Here is a 19,070-nt window from a genome sequence, read left to right as displayed (position 1 = left end):
CAAATAAAAGAGGATTGACTTACAAAATATCAGATAAGGCAATCCTCTTCTTTTACTCTTCTTTTTTTATTTTGATCTTCTTTTTATACAATCGATAATCTACCCAGTTCTTGATCAAGAATTGAACCGTCGCAAAGAACGGAACTCCAAGGAACATTCCCAAAGGACCAAAATAAGCACCGCCAACTGTAATAGAAAATAAGATCAACAATGGACGTACGCCCGTGGATTCTCCAAGAATCTTAGGTCCAAGGATCAATCCGTCAAACTGCTGTAAAACAAAGACCATAATGATAAAGATCAGACATTTCATCGGACTTACGATAAATAAAATAAATGCCCCTGGAACAGCACCAATGATCGGACCAAAATAAGGAATCATATTTGTAATTCCGATAATAACACTGATCAGCACTGTATATGGGAGTTTTAATATTGTCATTGCAACAAAAGCAAGCAAACCAATGATCAGAGAATCAATGGATTTTCCAATAATAAATCCAGAAAAAATTTTGTGACAATCTTTTAAAGTGCGTAATACACGATAAGAGAAGTTTTCATTAAAGATTGCAAGAACAATTCTTTTACCAGCATATTTTAAAATAAATTTATCAATGGTCATATAAATAGAAACAATAAATGCAATAAATAAATTAAATAATCCCTTTGCAAATGACATGGAAGCTTCATAAAGCATAGGAACAATATTTGTTAAAAGATTATTCGTCAGTTCAAACAGCTTTGGTAAAGTTTTCGTCTCGATCATATCAGCAATCTGGTCAGGAAATATATCGGTACTGTTTTCACGATATTGCTCAAACATCGACATGATGGAGTTATAAATATCAGGGATCATCAAAGATAATTCACGGATACTGTCATATAACTGTGGAATGATAAATCGAAGGCAGATAATGATACAACCGACCATAACAAGATAACTGATCAAAATAGCAAGTCCACGTTGTTTGTCAGGTTTGCTTTTTAAAATTCTTGCAGATACATTTCTCTGAAAGAATGAAACAACTGGGTTTAGAATATAGGCGATCAGAAACCCCATAAAAAATGGAAATAAGATTCCCCATAGTTGGGAAATAAGTTTACTAGTTGTAGACCATTGTGTCACAAAACGGAAGATGATACATCCGATCAGAATTACGACAGTCGTATAAATGGAAATTGTAAAATATTTTTTATTTGATTCAAATTTGTGATTATTTGCCATTAGCTGCTCCTTAAGATTGTAAAATACAATATATTCAAAATGTGCGTTGTAATATTTATAGGGTAGTAGTATTTATTATAGACGTTTCTTAGAATAGTTACAAGAAAAGATTTACATAAAGAAAAACACCATCCCCGGCTACCTATATCAACCAAAAACAGTGCTTTAGTACGCGATGAGGGGTTCGAACCCTCGACACCCTGATTAAGAGTCAGGTGCTCTACCAACTGAGCTAATCACGCATATCTTATGAAGTTTTTACTGCGCTTCCTTAACGCAAGATTTATTATATACGAATGTTTTAAGAAATGCAAGCATTATTTTCATTTTTTTTAAAAAAATTTTATAAAATCTTTAAAGTAATTTAAACAAAGTGATTAAAAGTACAAAAAAAGCACGAAATATGGTATCCTAAAGACTGGAAAGGGGATCGATCATTATGGAGAAAATTGCAATCGCACAGACAACATCTTCAGGAAACTGGAGTGAAAATCTTCGAAAAGCAGAACAATTTATAAAGAGAGCCAAAGCAGAAAAAGCAAAAATGATCGTATTTCCAGAATATTTTATGAATTATTATCCGGATGCGGACCATAAATATATAGAAAAGGCACAGACACTCCACGGAGATTTTGTATCACAGATGAAAGTTTTCGCGAAAGAATATAAGATGTGGATCATTTTTGGAATGAATGAAAAAACTGTGGATGAAACAAAGAATTATAATACGATGGCAGTGATCAATGAGAATGGACAATTGATCGCACATTATCATAAGACACATTTGTTTAATGCATATAAGTGGCAAGAATCGAGAGATACAATAGAAGGAGATCGATTCTTTGAACCAGTACAGACACCAATTGGCATGCTCGGACTTGGAATCTGTTATGATCTTAGATTTCCAGAAGCAGCAAGATATGAAGCACTAAAAGGAACACAGGTCATGATCTATCCATCAGCATGGGTAAAGGGAGAGAATAAATTTATACAATGGGAAAGTCTTCTTCGTGCAAGAGCTATTGAAAATGAAATGTATGTACTTGGATGCTGCCATTACAGTGAAAAACATTATATGGGAAGAAGCACCGGATTTGGGCCAGATGGTGATCGGTTGTATCAAGGAGTGGAACGAGAAGAACTTCTTTTTGCTGCAATTGATCTAGAACAGATCAAGATAGTAAGAAAGGCAAATCCTGTATTTGAAAACAGGAGACGGGACCTATATGAATGGTAAAAATATAGTAAAAAATATAGCAATTGGATTTGCACTAGTGCTCGCTGGGGCGGGGGCTGTATTATTTTATAAGAATAATATCGCAATGAATCCAGGAGAAACTTTATTAAAATATATGTCGTATGCAGAAGATGGAGAATATGATAAGATGTATGATCTTCTGGATAAAGACAGTCAAAAAGGAATTTCAAAGAAAGAATTTATAAAAAGGAATAAAAATATATATCAGGGTATTGGAATGAAAACACTTGAAGCAGTGGTAACGTCCAAGAAGAGAGAAACAACCGTTACTTATCGTGTCAAAATGAGGACAAATGCGGGAGTTATATCTTATAATAACAAAACAATCTTTGTAAAAGAAAGAAGAAGATACCGTATGGAATGGGATGATTCTGTCATCTTTCCACAACTTGGTGCGGAAGATAAAGTAAGGGTCAAGACGCTACATGCGAAACGAGGAACGATAAAAGATGCTAGTGGGAATGCACTTGCTATACAGGGAAAGATCTATTCAGTAGGGTTTGTGCCAAAAAAAATGGATTCTGATTCTGTAAAACTTGCTTCGAAGAAACTTGGAATTTCCAAAGAAGAAATTCAAAAAAAGCTGGAACAAAAATGGGTAACAAAAGATTCTTTTGTTCCATTGGTAAAATTAAAAGAATATTCCAGTGATCTGTTAGATGTCAAAGGAATCATTATATCGACAGAGACAGGAAGAATCTATCCATTAGGTGAATCCGCAGCCCATCTGGTAGGATATCTGCAGAATGGGGAAGGAAAAGCAGGACTTGAAAAGCTTTATAATAAGCAGCTCAGTGGAACAGATGGTTTAGAGATATATATAGTAGATGCCAATGGACAGAAAAAGCAGTTACTGGCAGTGAAAGCTCAGATTGATGGACAAAGTTTAAATACAACGATCGACAGTAAGCTTCAGAAATCCATTTATGAACAATATAAAAAGGATAAGAGTGCACATGTAGCAATGAATCCGACAACGGGAGAAGTGAAAGCATTGGTAAGCACGCCTTCTTATGATGCGCAGGCATTTATCCTTGGAATGACACCGGAGAAATGGAATAAGATCAATAATGATCCAAGACACCCTATGCAGAATCGTTTCAAAGGAATCTTTGCCCCAGGGTCATCTTTAAAACCGATCATTGCAGCGATAGGATTAAGCCAGAATAAATTCAGTGCATCCGATGACTTTGGCAATAGTGGAAAACGCTGGCAGAAGAATAAAAGCTGGGGTGGATATTATGTGACGACTTTGCACGACTATAGTGGGCACAATGTAAGGAATGCGTTGATCTATTCAGACAATATTTATTTTGCGAAAGCAGCATTAAAGATTGGAAAAGACACTTTAAAAGACCAGTTTGATAATCTTTTGTTTGGAAAAAACTTGGATTTTACATTCGGACTAACAGCATCATCTTATGGAAGTGAAGGATTTACGTCAGAGATCCAGCTGGCAGACAGTGGATATGGGCAGGGAGAGATGATGGTCAATCCAGTACATATGGCAACGATCTATACAGCATTTTCAAATAAAGGAAATATGCTAAATCCATATCTGATCAAACAAAAAGGCAGTAAAAAGCAAGTATTAAGAGAACATGTATTTTCAAATGATGCAGTAAAAACAGTCAATGATGCAATGAAACAAGTGATCAGCAATCCAAATGGAACGGGACATGCTGCACAGATCGATGGTATTGATCTAAAAGGTAAGACCGGAACTGCAGAGATCAAGCAGTCGCAGACAGACACGAAGGGAACAGAACTTGGATGGTTTGTAACGATCATGCCAAAGACAGAATATAAAGAATCCCTGGAACTGGTATCCATGACAGAAGATGTAAAAAAACGAGGCGGAAGTGGATATGTGGTCAATAAAACAAAGAAGATCCTAGAAGAATACCTGCAGTGAGATCACTGCAGGCATTCACTCCAATTATAAATTTTATTTTATAATTTCTTTACAACTATTTCATTGCTATTCTCACGTGGTTTGCGTATAATTACCATTATACTTAAATGTGATATCTATAATAGAACAGATATCAAAGAAGGAGAACGTCTATGAGAGATAAATTAAATCAGTTTATGCAGGGAAGATACGGAAATGACGATCTGAACCGCTTTTTGATGAAGATCATTTTAGCAGCATTCGTACTATCACTATTTACAGGAAGAATCGTATTTGGCGGCGTTGTTTCATTAAGCCGTATTTTTTATTGGATCGCATTAGCATTATTGATCTATTGCTATATCAGAATGTTTTCCAGAAATATTTATAAGCGATCTGAAGAAAATCGATGGTTTTTAAACAAGACATCTAATATGCGTGGTTTCTGGAGTAACAGAAAATATAATGCACAGCAGATGAAGAATTATCATATCTACAAGTGCCCAGGATGTGGACAGAAGATCAGGATTCCTAGAGGAAAAGGAAAGATTGAAGTGCGTTGTCCAAAGTGTCGTACAACATTTATAAAGAGGAGTTAAGATGTTTGGCTATATCATTGTCAATAAACCAGAGATGAAATTTCGTGAATTTGATGTTTATCACGGATATTACTGTGGTTTGTGCAAGAAACTAAAACAACATTATGGAAAGTTTGGCCAGATCACATTATCTTATGATATGACTTTTGTTTTGATGGTATTAACAAGTCTTTATGAACCAGAAACGACAAGAAGCAAGGAACGTTGCATCACACATCCATTTCAGAAACATGATACAAGAGTCAATGATATTACTGATTATGTTGCACATATGAATATTCTTCTGACTTATTACAAATGTAAAGATGATTGGAATGATGACCGTAAGTTAAAACAACTTGTACTAGAGAAGATCTTATATCACAAGAGTGGATTTTCCAGAAATTTTTATAGAGAAAAGTGGAAAAAGATCAGTCATTTGTTAGATGAACTTTCAAAAGAGGAACAAAAAGATAATCAGGATATCGATCAGATGTCTGGAATGTTTGGACAGATCATGGCAGAGATCATGCTGTATCAAGATGATGAATGGAAAGAATTATTGTCAAGATTTGGATTTTTCCTTGGCAAATTTATTTATCTGATGGATGCATACGAAGATATTGAAGATGATCTTAAGAATCACAATTACAATCCACTGAAACAATTATATAAGAAACCGGAATTTGAAGATATCATCCATAAGATTCTGACAATGATGATGGCAGAATGTTCTAAGACATTTGAACAACTACCATTGATCGATGATATTGATATTTTAAGAAATGTCTTATATTCCGGAGTATGGTACCGATACGAACAGGTGCGAGAGAAAAGAGAAAAAGAAAAGGAAGAAAACAATGTCTGATCCATATGAAATTCTAGGAGTGCAAAGAGGTGCTTCGGAAGAAGAAATAAAAAAAGCATATAAAAGGCTGAGTAGGAAATATCATCCAGATGCAAATCTTGATAATCCCAAAGCGGCAGAAGAGAAATTTAAACAGATCCAGCAGGCGTATCAGCAGGTAATGAAAGAAAAAACAAGCGGATACAGCCAGAGTTCTTATGGAGGTTATCAAGGTCAGAGTGGTGGCTATCAAAGTCAGGGAAATCCATATGGAAACCAACAGGGAAATCCTTATGGAGAATGGAACCCATTTGAAGATATTTTTGGCAATTTTGGTGGATATTATACAAATGGCGGTGGGCAGCAGCAACAGTCAACAACCGGATATGAAAAAGATACTCATTTAAGAGCAGCAGGTAACTATGTAAGGAATGGATATTATCAAGAGGCAAGAAATGTCTTAGATGGAATGGAACCAGCAAGAAGAAATGCCAGATGGTATTATTACAGTGCAGCAGCAAACCAAGGGCTTGGAAATAACGTGACTGCCATGGAACATGCCAGACAGGCAGTCTCCATGGAACCAAACAACTATGAATATCAGATGTTATTAAATCAGTTAGAAGGAAATGGTTCCTGGTATCAGCAGCGACAAAGCACCTATCAGAATCCATACTCTACAGGTGGAGACTGGTGTATGAAGATCTGTATGCTGAATCTGATGTGTAACTGTTGTTTTGGTGGCAGATACTGGTGCTGATCCTTATAGACCGATAAATAGATCAGCATAAATTAGGAGGAAAGAAACAATGAGTAAGATTATCGGAATAGATTTAGGAACAACAAACTCCTGTGTTGCCGTAATGGAAGGCGGCGTACCAGTTGTTATTCCGAATGCAGAAGGTGGAAGAACAACTCCATCGATCGTTGCATTTTCAAAGAATGGAGAACGTTTAGTCGGAGATCCAGCTAAACGCCAGGCAGTAACCAATGTAAGCCGCACGGTAGCATCTGTAAAACGTCAGATGGGAACTGACCGAAAGGTGAAGATCGATGGAAAGAAATATACGCCAGAAGAGATTTCAGCAATGATATTAACAAAGCTTAAGAAAGATGCAGAAAGCTATTTAGGGGAAGAAGTAACAAAAGCTGTGATCACAGTTCCGGCTTATTTTAGTGATGCACAAAGACAGGCAACTAAGAATGCTGGAAAGATCGCGGGACTTCAGGTAGAACGTATTATTAATGAACCAACATCTGCAGCATTAGCCTATGGCCTTGATAAATCTGTATCCCAAAAGATCATGGTTTATGACCTGGGTGGAGGAACGTTTGACGTATCAGTGATCGAAATCGGAGACGGTGTAGTTGAAGTATTGGCAACCGCAGGAAATAATCATCTGGGTGGAGATGATTTTGACCAGAGAGTGATGAATTATCTGATCGGGGAATTTAAGAAAACAGAAGGAATCGATCTGTCCAAAGATCAGACAGCAATGCAAAGAGTCAAAGAAGAAGCAGAGAAGGCCAAAAAAGAACTTTCATCTTCTATGACAGTACAGGTAAACCTTCCATTTATCGCTGTAGGCAATGATGGCCCAAAACATATGGATATTACGTTAACACGTGCTAAATTTGAAGAGTTGACAGCAGATCTGATCGAACAGACAGCAGGGCCAGTTCATCAGGCATTATCGGATGCAGGAATCAGTACAAATGAGCTGCATATGGTGCTTTTAGTTGGTGGCTCAACAAGAATGCCAGCAGTATCTGAGAAAGTCAGACAGCTAACTGGAAAAGAGCCGAGCAAGAACATGAATCCAGATGAGTGCGTAGCCTTAGGAGCAGCGATCCAGGGTGGAAAGATCGCAGGAGAAGCTGGATTAAATGAAATCTTATTAATGGATGTCACACCACTTTCTTTATCCATAGAGACAGCAGGTGGAGTTGCTACAAGACTGATCGAGCGAAATTCTACGATCCCGACAAGATACAGCCAGATATTTACAACAGCAATGAACTTTCAGACAACTGTAGAAATTAAGGTTTTGCAGGGAGAACGTGCCATGGCAAGAGATAATCAGGTACTTGGAACCTTTAAATTAAAAGGAATCAAGAGAGCCATGCGAGGAGTTCCACAGATTGAAGTAACATTTGATATTGACGTAAACGGAATTCTGAATGTATCAGCGAAAGATCTTGCAACAGGTAAAGAACAATCGATCACGATCACAGCAAGTTCTAATATGTCTAATAAAGATATTGAACGAGCTATGGAAGATGCAAAAGCGTATGAATCAGAAGACCAGGAAAAACGTGACGCGATCGAAAGTTATAATGAAGGGCAAAATATGTTGTACAAAGGAGAAGCATATTTAGCCCAGCATAAAAAAGAATTATCAAGAGAACAGAAATCAGAATTAAAATCAGCGATCAGCGACTTGAAACATTCTATGAAGCGGATCAAACCACAGAATATTACAGAAGAACAAGGAAGAGCGATCAAAGAAGCATATGATCGTTTAGATCAACTGATCGGATAATTCAAAACAGAATAAAAAATAAACAGAATAAAAAATATAAAGATGGGAAGATTAATTACTACAAAGGAATGTAGTGATAAATCTTCTCATTTTTTACTATAGACAAATGCATCATAAGGGTGTATGATGCAGATAGTTAGTTAAGACTAACCCAAGGAGGAACCGATGAGATATCAAGTAGAATTAAGTCAGGTAAAATGGAAAAAATGTATGCAGATGCAGATGGCGATGCACTGTGCACCTGTGCTTGCGGGATTAAAGCCATCCAATGCAGTAACTCTCGACTATATTGATTCAAAAGAATTGATTCAGTCACTTGCGGGAAGTGAGATCAAATGTGGACTGATCTATTCAGGGAATGGAAAATGTCTCTGGCTGCTGTATCGTGAACAGCAGGTCAACCAGTATCTGATGGATCCAGAAAATCAAAGATTTTTAAAACACTGCGGCTATTCATCCTTTCAGATTCAAAATATCCTTTATACACTTAAGAATCGTTACAGGCTTTATAAAGCAGGGCAGGCGGATTTTCCACATGAGCTTGGCTTGATTCTCGGATATCCATTATGTGATGTGATCGGATTTATCAAAAATCACGGACAAAATTGTTTATATTGTAGTTACTGGAAAGTCTATGATAACCTTTCCCAGACAAAGAGGGTCTTTGAGGTTTATGATAAAGTTCGTTTCCAAATGGTAAAACTTGTGGAATACGGAAAAAGTTTCAAAGAACTTGTTGACATGTACACAGATTATCGGACACCGAAGTATGCTTAACTAAAATAAAAACCAAAACACTCAAACAAGAACAAAAAGAAAGATGATCATTAGGAGGATAAGTCATGAGCGAAGTAATCGTTGCATTTTGGACAGGAACAGGAAATACAGCAGAGATGGCAGAATATGTTGCAGAAGGAATCAGAGAAGGTGGAGCTGAAGCAAAAGTTGTTTCTGTAGACGATATTAGTGCAGCAGATTTAAAAGATGCAGCCGCATTTGCACTTGGATGCCCATCTATGGGAGTTGAACAGTTAGAAGAATCAACAATGGAACCATTTGTTGAAGAAGTTTGTGGATTCGCTTCAGGAAAAACAATCGGATTATTCGGATCTTACGGATGGGGAGACGGAGAATGGATGAGAAACTGGGTAGAGCAGATGGAAGGAGCCGGAGCAACAGTTGTCGGTGGAGAAGATACGATCTGCCAGGAAGCTCCAGATGCTGATGCTCAGGACGAATTAAAAGCCATGGGTAAACAGCTGGCAGCAATTTAATTTTACAAATAAAGAATAAAAATACACGGCCGGACGTATGGAGTATATGTCCGGCTGTATTAAAAACAGCAGATTATTTAGAAGGAGGGAATATAAAAATGAGTATTGTGATCATTGGAGGACATGATCGTATGGTACGTCAGTATCGTACAATTTGTAAAGAACATAACTGCAAGGCAAAAATATTTACTCAGATGCCATCATGCTTAAATAAAAAAATTGGAAATCCAGATCTTGTTGTATTATTTACAAATACGGTATCACACAAAATGGTACGTTGTGCAGTCAGTGAAGCAAAGAACAAAAATATCGAAGTTGTCAGAAGCCACTCAAGCAGTCAGGCAGCACTTACAGAAATCTTAGAACAGCATTGTGAAATTGCATAAATGAGAAAAAAATGCAAAAACCCCTTGACAGCACATGAAAGTTAGCATATACTAACAAACTGTAAAAGATAATTAGTCTGAACTAACAAAAGATAGTTAGAACTAACGGTAATAAGATAAAACATAGAAAAGGGGATAATATCATGCCTTTAATTATGGTTGGAATTGGAGAAACATGTACGATTCAGAGAATCGGTGGAAATGAGGAAACAAGAAGATTTCTTGCAAATCTTGGTTTTGTACAGGGAGCAGAAGTAACTGTTTTATCAGCAATCGGAGGAAATGTGATTGTGAACATCAAAGACTCCAGAGTTGCAATTAATAAGGATATGGCTAGACATATTATGGTTTAATATGCCTGTTATATTGTGTTTATGAGTTACAAATAGTCATAAATGCAGAATAGATTTTTAAACAATGATAATGAGAAGAAAGGAGATATGACCATGACTTTAGGAGACGCAACAGTTGGAAGCACAGTTGTAGTTGCTAAGATTGACGGAGACAGTGCTTACAAACGTCGTATTATGGATATGGGAATCACAAAAGGAAGCGAAATCTTTATTCGTAAAGTAGCACCACTTGGAGATCCTGTTGAAATTACAGTCAGAGGATACGAATTATCTGTAAGAAAGAACGATGCTCAGTGTGTATTGGTTAGAGAAGCCTAATACATAAGAGTTAGTAGCATCTAATAAAAGTTAGTAATATCTAATATCTAGAAAAGCTATTATTTAAGAGGAAAGTAATTCCCCAGGGAGGTAAAAAGAAATGGCTATTAATATCGCACTCGCGGGTAACCCGAACTGTGGTAAAACTACCATGTTCAATGCCCTGACAGGAGCTAACCAGTATGTTGGTAACTGGCCAGGTGTTACCGTAGAAAAAAAAGAAGGTAAATTAAAAGGAAAGAGAAAAGGGGAAGACGTTACGATCACTGACCTTCCAGGTATCTATTCTCTTTCACCATACACACTAGAAGAAGTAGTCAGTCGAGACTTCTTATTAAATGAAAATCCAGATGTTATCATCGACTTAGTGGATGCAACAAACATCGAGAGAAACTTATATCTGACAACACAGCTGATCGAAACTGGCGTACCAGTTGTCATCGCTTTAAATATGGCAGACTTATTAGAGAAACGTGGAATCAAAATTGATACAGAACGTCTTTCTATGTTATTAAACTGTCCGATCGTTGAGACATCCGCATTAAAAGGAAATGGTCTTGATGAAGTTGTAGATGAAGCAATCAAAGTTGCTAAGAAGAATACAGTAGATCTTCCAAAAGAGATTTTCTCAAAAGACTTAGAAGCAGCAATTGCTGAAGTTAAGAATGTACTTCCATATTCTATCTCTGAAGACAAGAGAAGATGGTATGCAGTAAAATTCCTGGAAAATGACAGCAAAGTCGCAGAGAGCGTAGCACTTTCAGGAAATGATGCAAAAGTTGTAGAAGACAACAGAACAAAGATCGAAAAAGCGGAAGATGACGATATGGAAAGTATCGTAACAGATGGACGTTACCAGTTCATTCAGAAGATCGTATCTACAACAGTGAAGAAGAGCGGAGAGAAATTAACAATCTCTGATAAGATTGACCAGATCGTTACAAACCGTATCTTAGGTATTCCAATCTTCGTTGCAATTATGTTTGCAGTATATTATTTATCTATATCAACAATTGGTACTATGATGACTGACTGGGTAAATGATGTATTTGTACCTGAAATGCTTCAGAAAGGTGCAGAGAACTTATTGGCAGGAGTTGGTGCTAGTGCGGTAATTCAGGATCTGATCGTTAATGGTATTATTGGTGGTTTAGGAGCTGTCCTTGGATTCGTACCACAGATGGCTGTATTATTCTTATGTTTATCTATCCTAGAAGATTGTGGATATATGGTACGTATTGCATTCGTAATGGACCGTGTATTTAGACACTTTGGATTATCAGGTAAATCTTTCATTCCATTATTAATTTCTTCAGGATGTGGAATTCCTGGTATCATGGCATCTAAGACAATTGAACAGGATAATGACAGACGACTGACGATCATGACTGCAACATTCATCCCATGTGGAGCAAAACTTCCAGTTATCGCTATGATGGGTGGTGTTATGACAAGTTATGCAACAGGAAGCTATGAAGCTGGTGGATTAGTTGCACCATGTATGTACTTTGTTGGTATCGTAGCTGTATTGATTGCAGCGATCATCTTAAAGAAGACAAAACCATTTTCAGGAAAACCAGCTCCATTCGTAATGGAACTTCCACAGTATCATATCCCATCTGTTAAGACAGTATTACTTCATGTATGGGAAAGATTAAAAGGATTTATCATCAAAGCTGGAACAATCTTATTCTTAGCTTGTGTTGTTATGTGGTTCTTAAGTGGATATGGATTTGTGAAAGGTTCCTTTGGAGCAGTTGAAGACCCAGCAAACAGCTTATTAGCAGTGATCGGTGGAGCAATCGCACCAATCTTTAAACCACTTGGATTTGGTAACTGGAAAGCAGTAGCAGCTTCTTTATCTGGATTCTCAGCAAAAGAATCTATCGTTACAACAATGGGTGTCCTTGCAAATGTATCTGGAGATGCATCTGAAGATGCTGTTACAGTAGCACAGGCAGTAAGAACATGGTTCCCTACAGCAGCAGCAGCATTCTCATTCTTACTGTTCAACTTGTTAGACTCTCCATGTTTAGCAGCGATCGCAACAATGGCAAAAGAACTGCAGTCTAGAAAATGGTTCTGGTTTGCAATCCTTTTCCAGAATGTATTTGCTTACGTGGTTACACTGATCGTATATCAGATCGGATCATTCGCAATGGGTGGTGCATTTACAGTAGGAACAGCAGTTGGTATCGTATTTTTACTGATCATGTTATTCCTGTTATTTAGACCAGATCCATACAAAGATCAGAAAGTATATTCAAAGAGATCTGTTCAGGCATAGTCTGGATGGTATATAATAAAAGGGGCTGGATGTATAAGCATCCGGCTTCTTGCTTATAGAATTTCATATAAAAAAGATATGATATAAAGGAGGGATAGTTATGAATCCAGTAAGTATTATCTTATTGTTACTCATTATCGCATATTGTGTATTTATTATTTATAAACAGGTGCAGAAGAAGAAACAAGGTGGATGTGGAGGCAACTGTGCAGGCTGCTCTGGATGCAGCAGTTTTCAGGTAAATGATCCATCAGCCAAGAAAAAGGGAAGGTAGTTAACAATGGGAAATTCAACAGGTTCTATGTTTTATGTATTTGCAATTTTCATTGGATTATATCTTATCGGAGTGATCGGATATCAGCTTTATAAACTGATCCGAAAGTTACTGAATAAATAATAAAAAGGGGATAACATAAAATGGCAGATATTATTATTGTACTGATCCTTATTGTCATTGCAGTTTTTGCACTCAAACAGACAAAGAAACATATGCAGGGAGAAAGTCCTTGCTGTGGCGGTGGATCAGGCAGTATAAAGAAAGCAAAAGAGAAACATTTAGATGGTCCTGTGATGGGAACAAAGATCATGAAGATCAAAGGCATGACTTGTGAGCATTGTGTTAACAATGTGACAAATGCGATCAATAAAGTTCCTGGAGCTTCTGCAAAAGTATCTTTAAAAGATAACGAAGCAATCATTTCATACGATCGTGAATTAAGTAATATTGAGCTTAGAAATGCAGTAGAAGAAGCTGGATATAAAGTCGTATCACTTTCATAGACAGTAAAAAAGCACTTTTGAAATCTGTGAAGAAATAAAAAGTGCTTTCATTTTAAATTATTTATCCTGACTGCTTAGTGCATCAATGTGGGCCTGAGAATTTAGATGATCTTTAATTGCACGAAAACTTTCAGGACTGATCACATGTTCCATACGACAGGCATCTTCTGCTGCAATATCAGCAGGAACCCCAAGGTTTATAAGCATGTTAGATAAAACGGTATGACGCTCAAAAATAGTTTCAGCGATCTCATGTCCGGCATCAGTCAAAGAAATAAATCCATCAGAATCAACAGTGATCAGTTCAGAATTACGAAGATTCTTCATGGCAATGCTGACACTCGGTTTAGAGAAGTTTAAATAATGAGCAATATCAATGGATCTTACAGACCCTTTGTTTTGTTTCAAAATTAAAATTGCTTCCAAATAATTTTCAGCGGATTCTTGTATTTTCAAAAAGATTCCTCCTTACTAATATTATATCTCTGATTAAGAAGATATGTTTATTTTAGTTATTATTCTAACATAAACAAGATGGCTTTTCAATGGAAGCACATGAGAAAAAAATACCGCAAAAAAACAAGAAAAGTTGATAAAAAGTATTGACAAAATAGTTAGACAATGCTAACCTTATATATGTAATTAGATGAGACTAACTCATCAAGACGACCTTTATATAGTATAATCATTTATGTAGTATGAATGCGAGATAAAGTGTCATGCCATAGACTTTATCCCGCATTTATGCATACAATAGTAAGACAAGGTGGAAAACAGGATGTGTCAAGAGCAAGTAGAAAGAGCACTACAACAAAGTGGTAAGAGAATCACACAACAGCGAAAGATTCTTTTAGATGTCATCCTGAATGGAGACTGGGAGTGCTGTAAAGAGATTTATTACGAAGCAGTCAAACGAGATCCCTCCATTGGAATGGCAACCGTATACCGCATGATGACAACATTAGAAGAGATTGGAGTCATCGAGAGAAGATGTGTATTTCGTGTTAAAGATGAAATAGAGCTTTAATTAAAATTTAATAATTTATAGAAAAATTAAGAAAGTATTTGGTTTCATTCAATGAAATCAAATACTTTTTCTGTTATAGTAAGAGTATGAAAAAACAAAGAGGAGAAAAGTATTATGAAAAGAATGATAAATAATATACTTCTTATCATATGTATTTTTATATTTTGCATCAGTGCATGGAAACTGTATGGATATTACAGATCGTATAAGAAAGCAAAAGATACATACAGCAAGATTGCAAAGGAAAATGTTAAGATATCAAAGAATGAGCGAAAGATTGATTTTAAGAAGCTGAAATCACAAAATCAGGATATTGCAGGCTGGATTTATATCAGGGGCACGACGATTGATTATCCGATCGTTCAGGGAAAGGATAATGAGGAATATCTACATCAGGATTTTAATAAGAAGAAAAGCAGTTCAGGAACTATTTTTTTAGATAACAACTGCAAGAAAGATTTTACTTCAGACAATAATATTATCTATGGACATCATATGAAGAATGGGACGATGTTTGCACAGCTTCTCAAATTCAGAGAGAAATCTTTTTTGAAAAAACATAATGAGATCATGATATTTACGCCAGACAGGACAATACATTTGAAGGTAATCAGTGCGTATGCACAGAAAGCCCAGAATAAGATTCCGGTTACATTTGCAAATGACAAACAAAAGAAAGCATATATAAAGAAGATTGAAAGTATGAGCGAACAAACGATCAAGACATTCAGGATCAATGACAGCCATATTTATACATTTGTGACATGCAGCTATGAGGGGGAAGACAACAGGACTTATGTACATGCTGCAGAAGAATAGTAAATATATTTAGAAAGTGTCAGGCATAAGATGAAGAAAATGAAACTAACCAAGAAGAATAAAAGAGAATTAAAAGCTATTTCAGCTGTTCTGATATTATTTGCAATTGTGTTCCTATGGATTGTTCAGACGATCGGATTACCAATAGAAACATATATAGATCGTGGAAAGATCAAGGTGATCGATGTCTCATCTTATAACGGAACAGTAAATTGGAAGAAAGTAAAGGATCAGAAGATCAATCATGCAATGTTAAAGATTGGATCTGGAATCGATCAGAATAAAAAAGGAAGCAAGGACAGTAGATTCAGTACTAATTTTCGCAATGCAGGGTATGCATCAATCCACAGAGGTATTTATTATTATTCTTATGCGAAGACAACACAGGATGCGAAGAAAGAAGCAAAGCATTGTCTAAGCCTTTTAAAAGAGCAGGGAATTACTCCAGAAGATCTGGATCTTCCAGTTGCATTCGATATTGAAGAAGAGGCAACATTTCAGACAGGTAGAAGTAATGTCACGGCAATCACAACAACATTTTGTGATGCACTGAAAGATGCAGGATATGAACCAATGGTATATTCAGGAGCCTCAGCGTTAAAAAGATTTTTTGAATATCATAAGATCAAGTCGTATAAAATATGGGTAGCACATTATACAAAGGCAAACAGACCGTCTGTACCTTTCCGATATGATATGTGGCAGTATACAAGTAAAGCCTCTGTTTCAGGAGCAAATACGAGTGCTGGATATTGTGATCTTAATTATTATCTGGTTAAGAATGTAAAAAAATAAAGAACCCCTTTTAGCTAAAGGAGTTCTTTTTTGATGTCATATAATATGAGCAGAAATTTCCATTAAAATAGAAAATAGAAAACAAACACCAACTGCGGCAAAAAAAGAAAAACCAGCGGATTTCTCTTTTGGCCATGAAGCACGGTATTGTTTATAAAACCATGTTTTCATATATCCAAGGCGGCCATTTAAATAAGCGATTGCAATGATCAGCAGAATACTTAATACAAGTCCGATCAGAGCCATTGGAATGGAGGCAATGATCGTTGTAAGATCTGTGCTTGAGACATTGCCAGAAGCCGTGTTGGCAGCTGTATTAAAGATATCGGTTTTTGATAGCAGATAAGTCAATAATAGTGATGATCCATTAAAAACCATATGAGCAGTCATAGAAGATAGGATGGAATCAGAGGCTTCGATCAGGAAGCCAAAGACGATTCCAAGAAAAAAAGCATAACAAAACTGTTGAAAGTTCATATGGGCAATTCCAAAGAACAAAGCACTTAGCAAAATTCCTTTGATCGGATTAGCCTTGCGGACTCTGGAATAAACAACGCCACGAAAGATCGTCTCTTCTACAAGTCCTGGAAGAAATGCTGTCGTAAGGATAGATAATGAAAGATTTTGCATTACCTTTTGAGTCATCGTTGTTGTTGTCATATCTTTAAAAAATAAATTTGCGATCAGTGTAATGAATCCGGCAACCGGACGGATCGTAAATGCTAGAAGTATGATAAGAAAAAACGATCCAATATGAATCGGATGAATCCGTAAAGTTGTTTTAATATCATCGCCACAGATCTTAAGATAGATCAAGGTAGCAGCCAGTAAAACAACATAAAATAATCCAGTAAACAGATCACTGTCTGTAATAAAAAATCTCAATCCTATGGAAAGACCGAAATACAGGATTACATAAAAAATGCTGAAAAAACCAGCTGATTTTATATAGTTCATAGAGTTACCTCATTATTTTTTTAAAATGCCATTATCAGTGATCGTGATCATACCATCTTTTAACAGGCGGCCAACAGCACGCTTGAAGGCGGCTTTGCTAAGACCAAGTTCACGTTCGATCGTAGCAGGTCTTGCTTTATCATTAAATGGAAGACGTCCATCATAGCTTTCAATCGTTTCCATGACTAATTTTGCATCACGGTCAATCTGCAGATAAGCTTTCTCATGAGGGCTTAAAGATAATTTACCGTCATCAGCAACTTTTGTGACACGAAGGCGTAGCTGCTCACCAATAGAAATCTTATTGTGAATCTCACGTTTTGGAATACGACCAAGGAACTGATCTTCAACAGCAACAAAAGCGCCATGGTCAGGATTGATATTATACACTGTAGCGTGTACCCAGTCATTCACTTTAAAATTATGCTCAGTAGATAGTAATTTACCAATCTTCATTGTTGCACAAAGACGATCACTTTTATCGATATAAAGAGATACAAGATATTCTTTGTTTGGACGGATATGACCTAACTGTTCTTTAAAAGGAAGAAACAGATCTTTTTCTAAACCCCAGTCCAGAAAGGCACCGATCTTGCTGACTTCTTTGACGCGGAGTGGACGGATCGCACCTAAAGTGATCTTTGGAATATGAACGGTTGCAATCGGACGGTCTTCAGAATCTTTGTATACAAAACAAGAAATTTTATCTCCGATTTTTGCATGTTCTGGAACCTGTTTGGCAGGAAGAAGAATACTTCCTTCTGTCACATCTTTTTGGTCATTAACGTATACGCCAAAATCCTTTCTTTTTACAATGTATAAATCTTGAAATTTACCTAATTGAATCATAGTTATCCTCTTTCTTAATTTTTAGATTTGTCAGACACTTAATCATTGATTTTTGTCGTTTTCACACATTATAACACAGTTCTATAAAAAAGCGAAAGAAAAAGCCAGAAGACAGCATAAAATCGTGCTTTATTTGAAGTTTTTACTTGACTTAGATGAGGAAAGACTATAGAATTATCTTATGCAAATTCACAGACATAAACGAATATGTTTGATTTGAGATTAGGAGGAAAATTTAATGAACAAGACAGAATTAGTTGCAGCAATTGCAAAGAAAACAGAATTGTCTAAAAAAGATGCAGAAAAGGCATTAAAAGCTTTCACAGATGTAGTAGCTGAAGAATTAAAGAAAGGTGAGAAAATCCAGTTAGTAGGATTTGGAACTTTTGAAGTAACAGAAAGAGCTGCACGAGAAGGAAGAAACCCTCGTACAGGAGAGATGATGAGTATTGCTGCTTCTAAAGCACCTAAATTCAAAGCAGGAAAAGCTTTAAAAGATATTGTAAACGAATAGAATGTTCATTTAATATTATAAACTGCCGGTTCTCATAGATCCGGCAGTTTTTTCTATATGATTTTCTATGATGAGTTGGGAGGAGAATATTATGCGTTTGGACAAATTTTTAAAAGTATCAAGATTGATCAAGAGAAGAACTGTCGCGAATGAAGCCTGCAGTGCAGGGAGAGTGTTAGTAAATGGCAAAGCGGCCAAAGCCGGAACGAATGTAAAACCTGGAGATCGTATTGATATCCAGTTTGGAAATCGAGAGACAGCCGTAGAAGTTGTTTCTGTTGCAGAAACTGTAAAGAAGGATGAAGCGGCAGATCTGTACAAATTTTTATAGGTATGTTTTTTTGGCTCCTTTCATAAGATGTATAA

General features: G+C 36.4%; 23 protein-coding genes and 1 tRNA gene. 19 read left to right on the top strand and 5 right to left on the bottom strand.

Annotated features, from left to right (window positions below; all coding sequences use genetic code 11):
• Positions 1 to 52: 52 nt before the first annotated feature.
• On the bottom strand, positions 53 to 1,225 hold the full coding sequence (locus tag OCV53_RS00765; protein ID WP_022374940.1) for an AI-2E family transporter: 1,173 nt from the start codon (positions 1,223 to 1,225) through the stop codon (positions 53 to 55).
• A 169-nt stretch (positions 1,226 to 1,394) separates the two neighbouring features.
• Positions 1,395 to 1,467, bottom strand: a tRNA-Lys gene (locus OCV53_RS00760).
• Positions 1,468 to 1,664: 197 nt separating this feature from the next.
• On the opposite strand from OCV53_RS00760, the gene OCV53_RS00755 reads away from it, so the two are divergent.
• The 14 genes from OCV53_RS00755 to OCV53_RS00690 all read left to right on the top strand — a co-directional run bounded on the left by OCV53_RS00755 (position 1,665) and on the right by OCV53_RS00690 (position 13,743).
• Entirely contained in the window at positions 1,665 to 2,462 is a 798-nt protein-coding gene (locus tag OCV53_RS00755) for a carbon-nitrogen hydrolase family protein (protein ID WP_055196278.1), read from the top strand.
• A complete protein-coding gene (locus OCV53_RS00750) occupies positions 2,452 to 4,398 on the top strand; it encodes a penicillin-binding transpeptidase domain-containing protein (protein WP_055196277.1) in 1,947 nt (648 codons plus the stop codon). The genes OCV53_RS00755 and OCV53_RS00750 overlap by 11 nt, the downstream gene beginning before the upstream one ends.
• 152 nt (positions 4,399 to 4,550) lie before the next feature.
• Complete coding sequence (locus OCV53_RS00745) at positions 4,551 to 4,976, top strand: zinc ribbon domain-containing protein (RefSeq protein ID WP_022374937.1); 426 nt, start codon at positions 4,551 to 4,553, stop codon at positions 4,974 to 4,976.
• 1 nt (position 4,977) lies between these two features.
• Entirely contained in the window at positions 4,978 to 5,823 is an 846-nt protein-coding gene (locus OCV53_RS00740) for a DUF5685 family protein (protein WP_022374936.1), read from the top strand.
• Positions 5,816 to 6,562 carry a J domain-containing protein gene (locus OCV53_RS00735; protein WP_022374935.1) on the top strand — a complete coding sequence of 249 codons (747 nt, stop codon included), beginning with the start codon at positions 5,816 to 5,818 and terminating at the stop codon, positions 6,560 to 6,562. The genes OCV53_RS00740 and OCV53_RS00735 overlap by 8 nt, the downstream gene beginning before the upstream one ends.
• Positions 6,563 to 6,611: 49 nt before the next feature.
• On the top strand, positions 6,612 to 8,345 hold the full coding sequence (gene dnaK, locus OCV53_RS00730; RefSeq protein ID WP_055196276.1) for a molecular chaperone DnaK: 1,734 nt from the start codon (positions 6,612 to 6,614) through the stop codon (positions 8,343 to 8,345).
• A gap of 165 nt (positions 8,346 to 8,510) precedes the next feature.
• The gene (locus tag OCV53_RS00725) at positions 8,511 to 9,122 is read left to right on the top strand and encodes a DUF3793 family protein (protein ID WP_055196275.1); all 612 of its coding nucleotides are present in this window, start codon (positions 8,511 to 8,513) and stop codon (positions 9,120 to 9,122) included.
• Positions 9,123 to 9,187: 65 nt separating this feature from the next.
• Entirely contained in the window at positions 9,188 to 9,619 is a 432-nt protein-coding gene (locus tag OCV53_RS00720; protein WP_055196274.1) for a flavodoxin, read from the top strand.
• A gap of 98 nt (positions 9,620 to 9,717) precedes the next feature.
• Positions 9,718 to 10,005 (top strand): DUF2325 domain-containing protein, encoded by a 288-nt coding sequence (locus tag OCV53_RS00715; RefSeq protein WP_022374089.1) that lies wholly within the window; start codon positions 9,718 to 9,720, stop codon positions 10,003 to 10,005.
• A gap of 143 nt (positions 10,006 to 10,148) precedes the next feature.
• Positions 10,149 to 10,358: a FeoA family protein gene (locus OCV53_RS00710; protein ID WP_022374088.1), complete on the top strand. Its 210-nt coding sequence runs from the start codon at positions 10,149 to 10,151 to the stop codon at positions 10,356 to 10,358.
• 93 nt (positions 10,359 to 10,451) lie between these two features.
• Positions 10,452 to 10,676: a FeoA family protein gene (locus tag OCV53_RS00705; protein ID WP_055196273.1), complete on the top strand. Its 225-nt coding sequence runs from the start codon at positions 10,452 to 10,454 to the stop codon at positions 10,674 to 10,676.
• A 100-nt stretch (positions 10,677 to 10,776) separates the two neighbouring features.
• The gene (gene feoB, locus OCV53_RS00700) at positions 10,777 to 12,963 is read left to right on the top strand and encodes a ferrous iron transport protein B (protein WP_055196272.1); all 2,187 of its coding nucleotides are present in this window, start codon (positions 10,777 to 10,779) and stop codon (positions 12,961 to 12,963) included.
• Between the two features lie 100 nt (positions 12,964 to 13,063).
• Complete coding sequence (locus OCV53_RS00695) at positions 13,064 to 13,237, top strand: FeoB-associated Cys-rich membrane protein (protein ID WP_081019858.1); 174 nt, start codon at positions 13,064 to 13,066, stop codon at positions 13,235 to 13,237.
• 143 nt (positions 13,238 to 13,380) lie between these two features.
• Complete coding sequence (locus tag OCV53_RS00690) at positions 13,381 to 13,743, top strand: heavy-metal-associated domain-containing protein (protein WP_055196271.1); 363 nt, start codon at positions 13,381 to 13,383, stop codon at positions 13,741 to 13,743.
• Between the two features lie 57 nt (positions 13,744 to 13,800).
• On the opposite strand, the gene OCV53_RS00685 is transcribed toward OCV53_RS00690, so the two are convergent.
• Positions 13,801 to 14,199 carry a metal-dependent transcriptional regulator gene (locus OCV53_RS00685; protein ID WP_055196270.1) on the bottom strand — a complete coding sequence of 133 codons (399 nt, stop codon included), beginning with the start codon at positions 14,197 to 14,199 and terminating at the stop codon, positions 13,801 to 13,803.
• A 322-nt stretch (positions 14,200 to 14,521) separates the two neighbouring features.
• Between OCV53_RS00685 and OCV53_RS00680 the strand changes: the two genes are divergently transcribed.
• The 3 genes from OCV53_RS00680 (at position 14,522) to OCV53_RS00670 (ending at position 16,384) form a co-directional block, all read left to right on the top strand.
• Complete coding sequence (locus OCV53_RS00680; RefSeq protein WP_022374383.1) at positions 14,522 to 14,770, top strand: transcriptional repressor; 249 nt, start codon at positions 14,522 to 14,524, stop codon at positions 14,768 to 14,770.
• A gap of 114 nt (positions 14,771 to 14,884) precedes the next feature.
• On the top strand, positions 14,885 to 15,589 hold the full coding sequence (gene srtB / locus OCV53_RS00675; RefSeq protein ID WP_055196269.1) for a class B sortase: 705 nt from the start codon (positions 14,885 to 14,887) through the stop codon (positions 15,587 to 15,589).
• Between the two features lie 30 nt (positions 15,590 to 15,619).
• Positions 15,620 to 16,384, top strand: a complete 765-nt coding sequence (locus OCV53_RS00670) for a glycoside hydrolase family 25 protein (RefSeq protein WP_022374381.1) — start codon at positions 15,620 to 15,622, stop codon at positions 16,382 to 16,384.
• Positions 16,385 to 16,420: 36 nt separating this feature from the next.
• On the opposite strand, the gene OCV53_RS00665 is transcribed toward OCV53_RS00670, so the two are convergent.
• Together OCV53_RS00665 and OCV53_RS00660 are read right to left on the bottom strand one after the other, a co-directional pair.
• On the bottom strand, positions 16,421 to 17,341 hold the full coding sequence (locus tag OCV53_RS00665) for a CPBP family intramembrane glutamic endopeptidase (protein ID WP_070097199.1): 921 nt from the start codon (positions 17,339 to 17,341) through the stop codon (positions 16,421 to 16,423).
• Positions 17,342 to 17,353: 12 nt separating this feature from the next.
• The gene (locus OCV53_RS00660; RefSeq protein WP_022374379.1) at positions 17,354 to 18,190 is read right to left on the bottom strand and encodes a CvfB family protein; all 837 of its coding nucleotides are present in this window, start codon (positions 18,188 to 18,190) and stop codon (positions 17,354 to 17,356) included.
• Between the two features lie 238 nt (positions 18,191 to 18,428).
• On the opposite strand from OCV53_RS00660, the gene OCV53_RS00655 reads away from it, so the two are divergent.
• The gene (locus OCV53_RS00655; RefSeq protein WP_055196268.1) at positions 18,429 to 18,704 is read left to right on the top strand and encodes an HU family DNA-binding protein; all 276 of its coding nucleotides are present in this window, start codon (positions 18,429 to 18,431) and stop codon (positions 18,702 to 18,704) included.
• Between the two features lie 91 nt (positions 18,705 to 18,795).
• Positions 18,796 to 19,035 (top strand): RNA-binding S4 domain-containing protein, encoded by a 240-nt coding sequence (locus OCV53_RS00650; protein ID WP_022374590.1) that lies wholly within the window; start codon positions 18,796 to 18,798, stop codon positions 19,033 to 19,035.
• The last annotated feature ends 35 nt before the right edge of the window (positions 19,036 to 19,070 follow it).

It is taken from the genome of Anaerostipes amylophilus, assembly GCF_025567365.1.
GTDB classification, from domain to species: Bacteria; Bacillota; Clostridia; order Lachnospirales; family Lachnospiraceae; genus Anaerostipes; species Anaerostipes amylophilus.
This window is presented reverse-complemented; position numbering and strand designations above follow the sequence as displayed.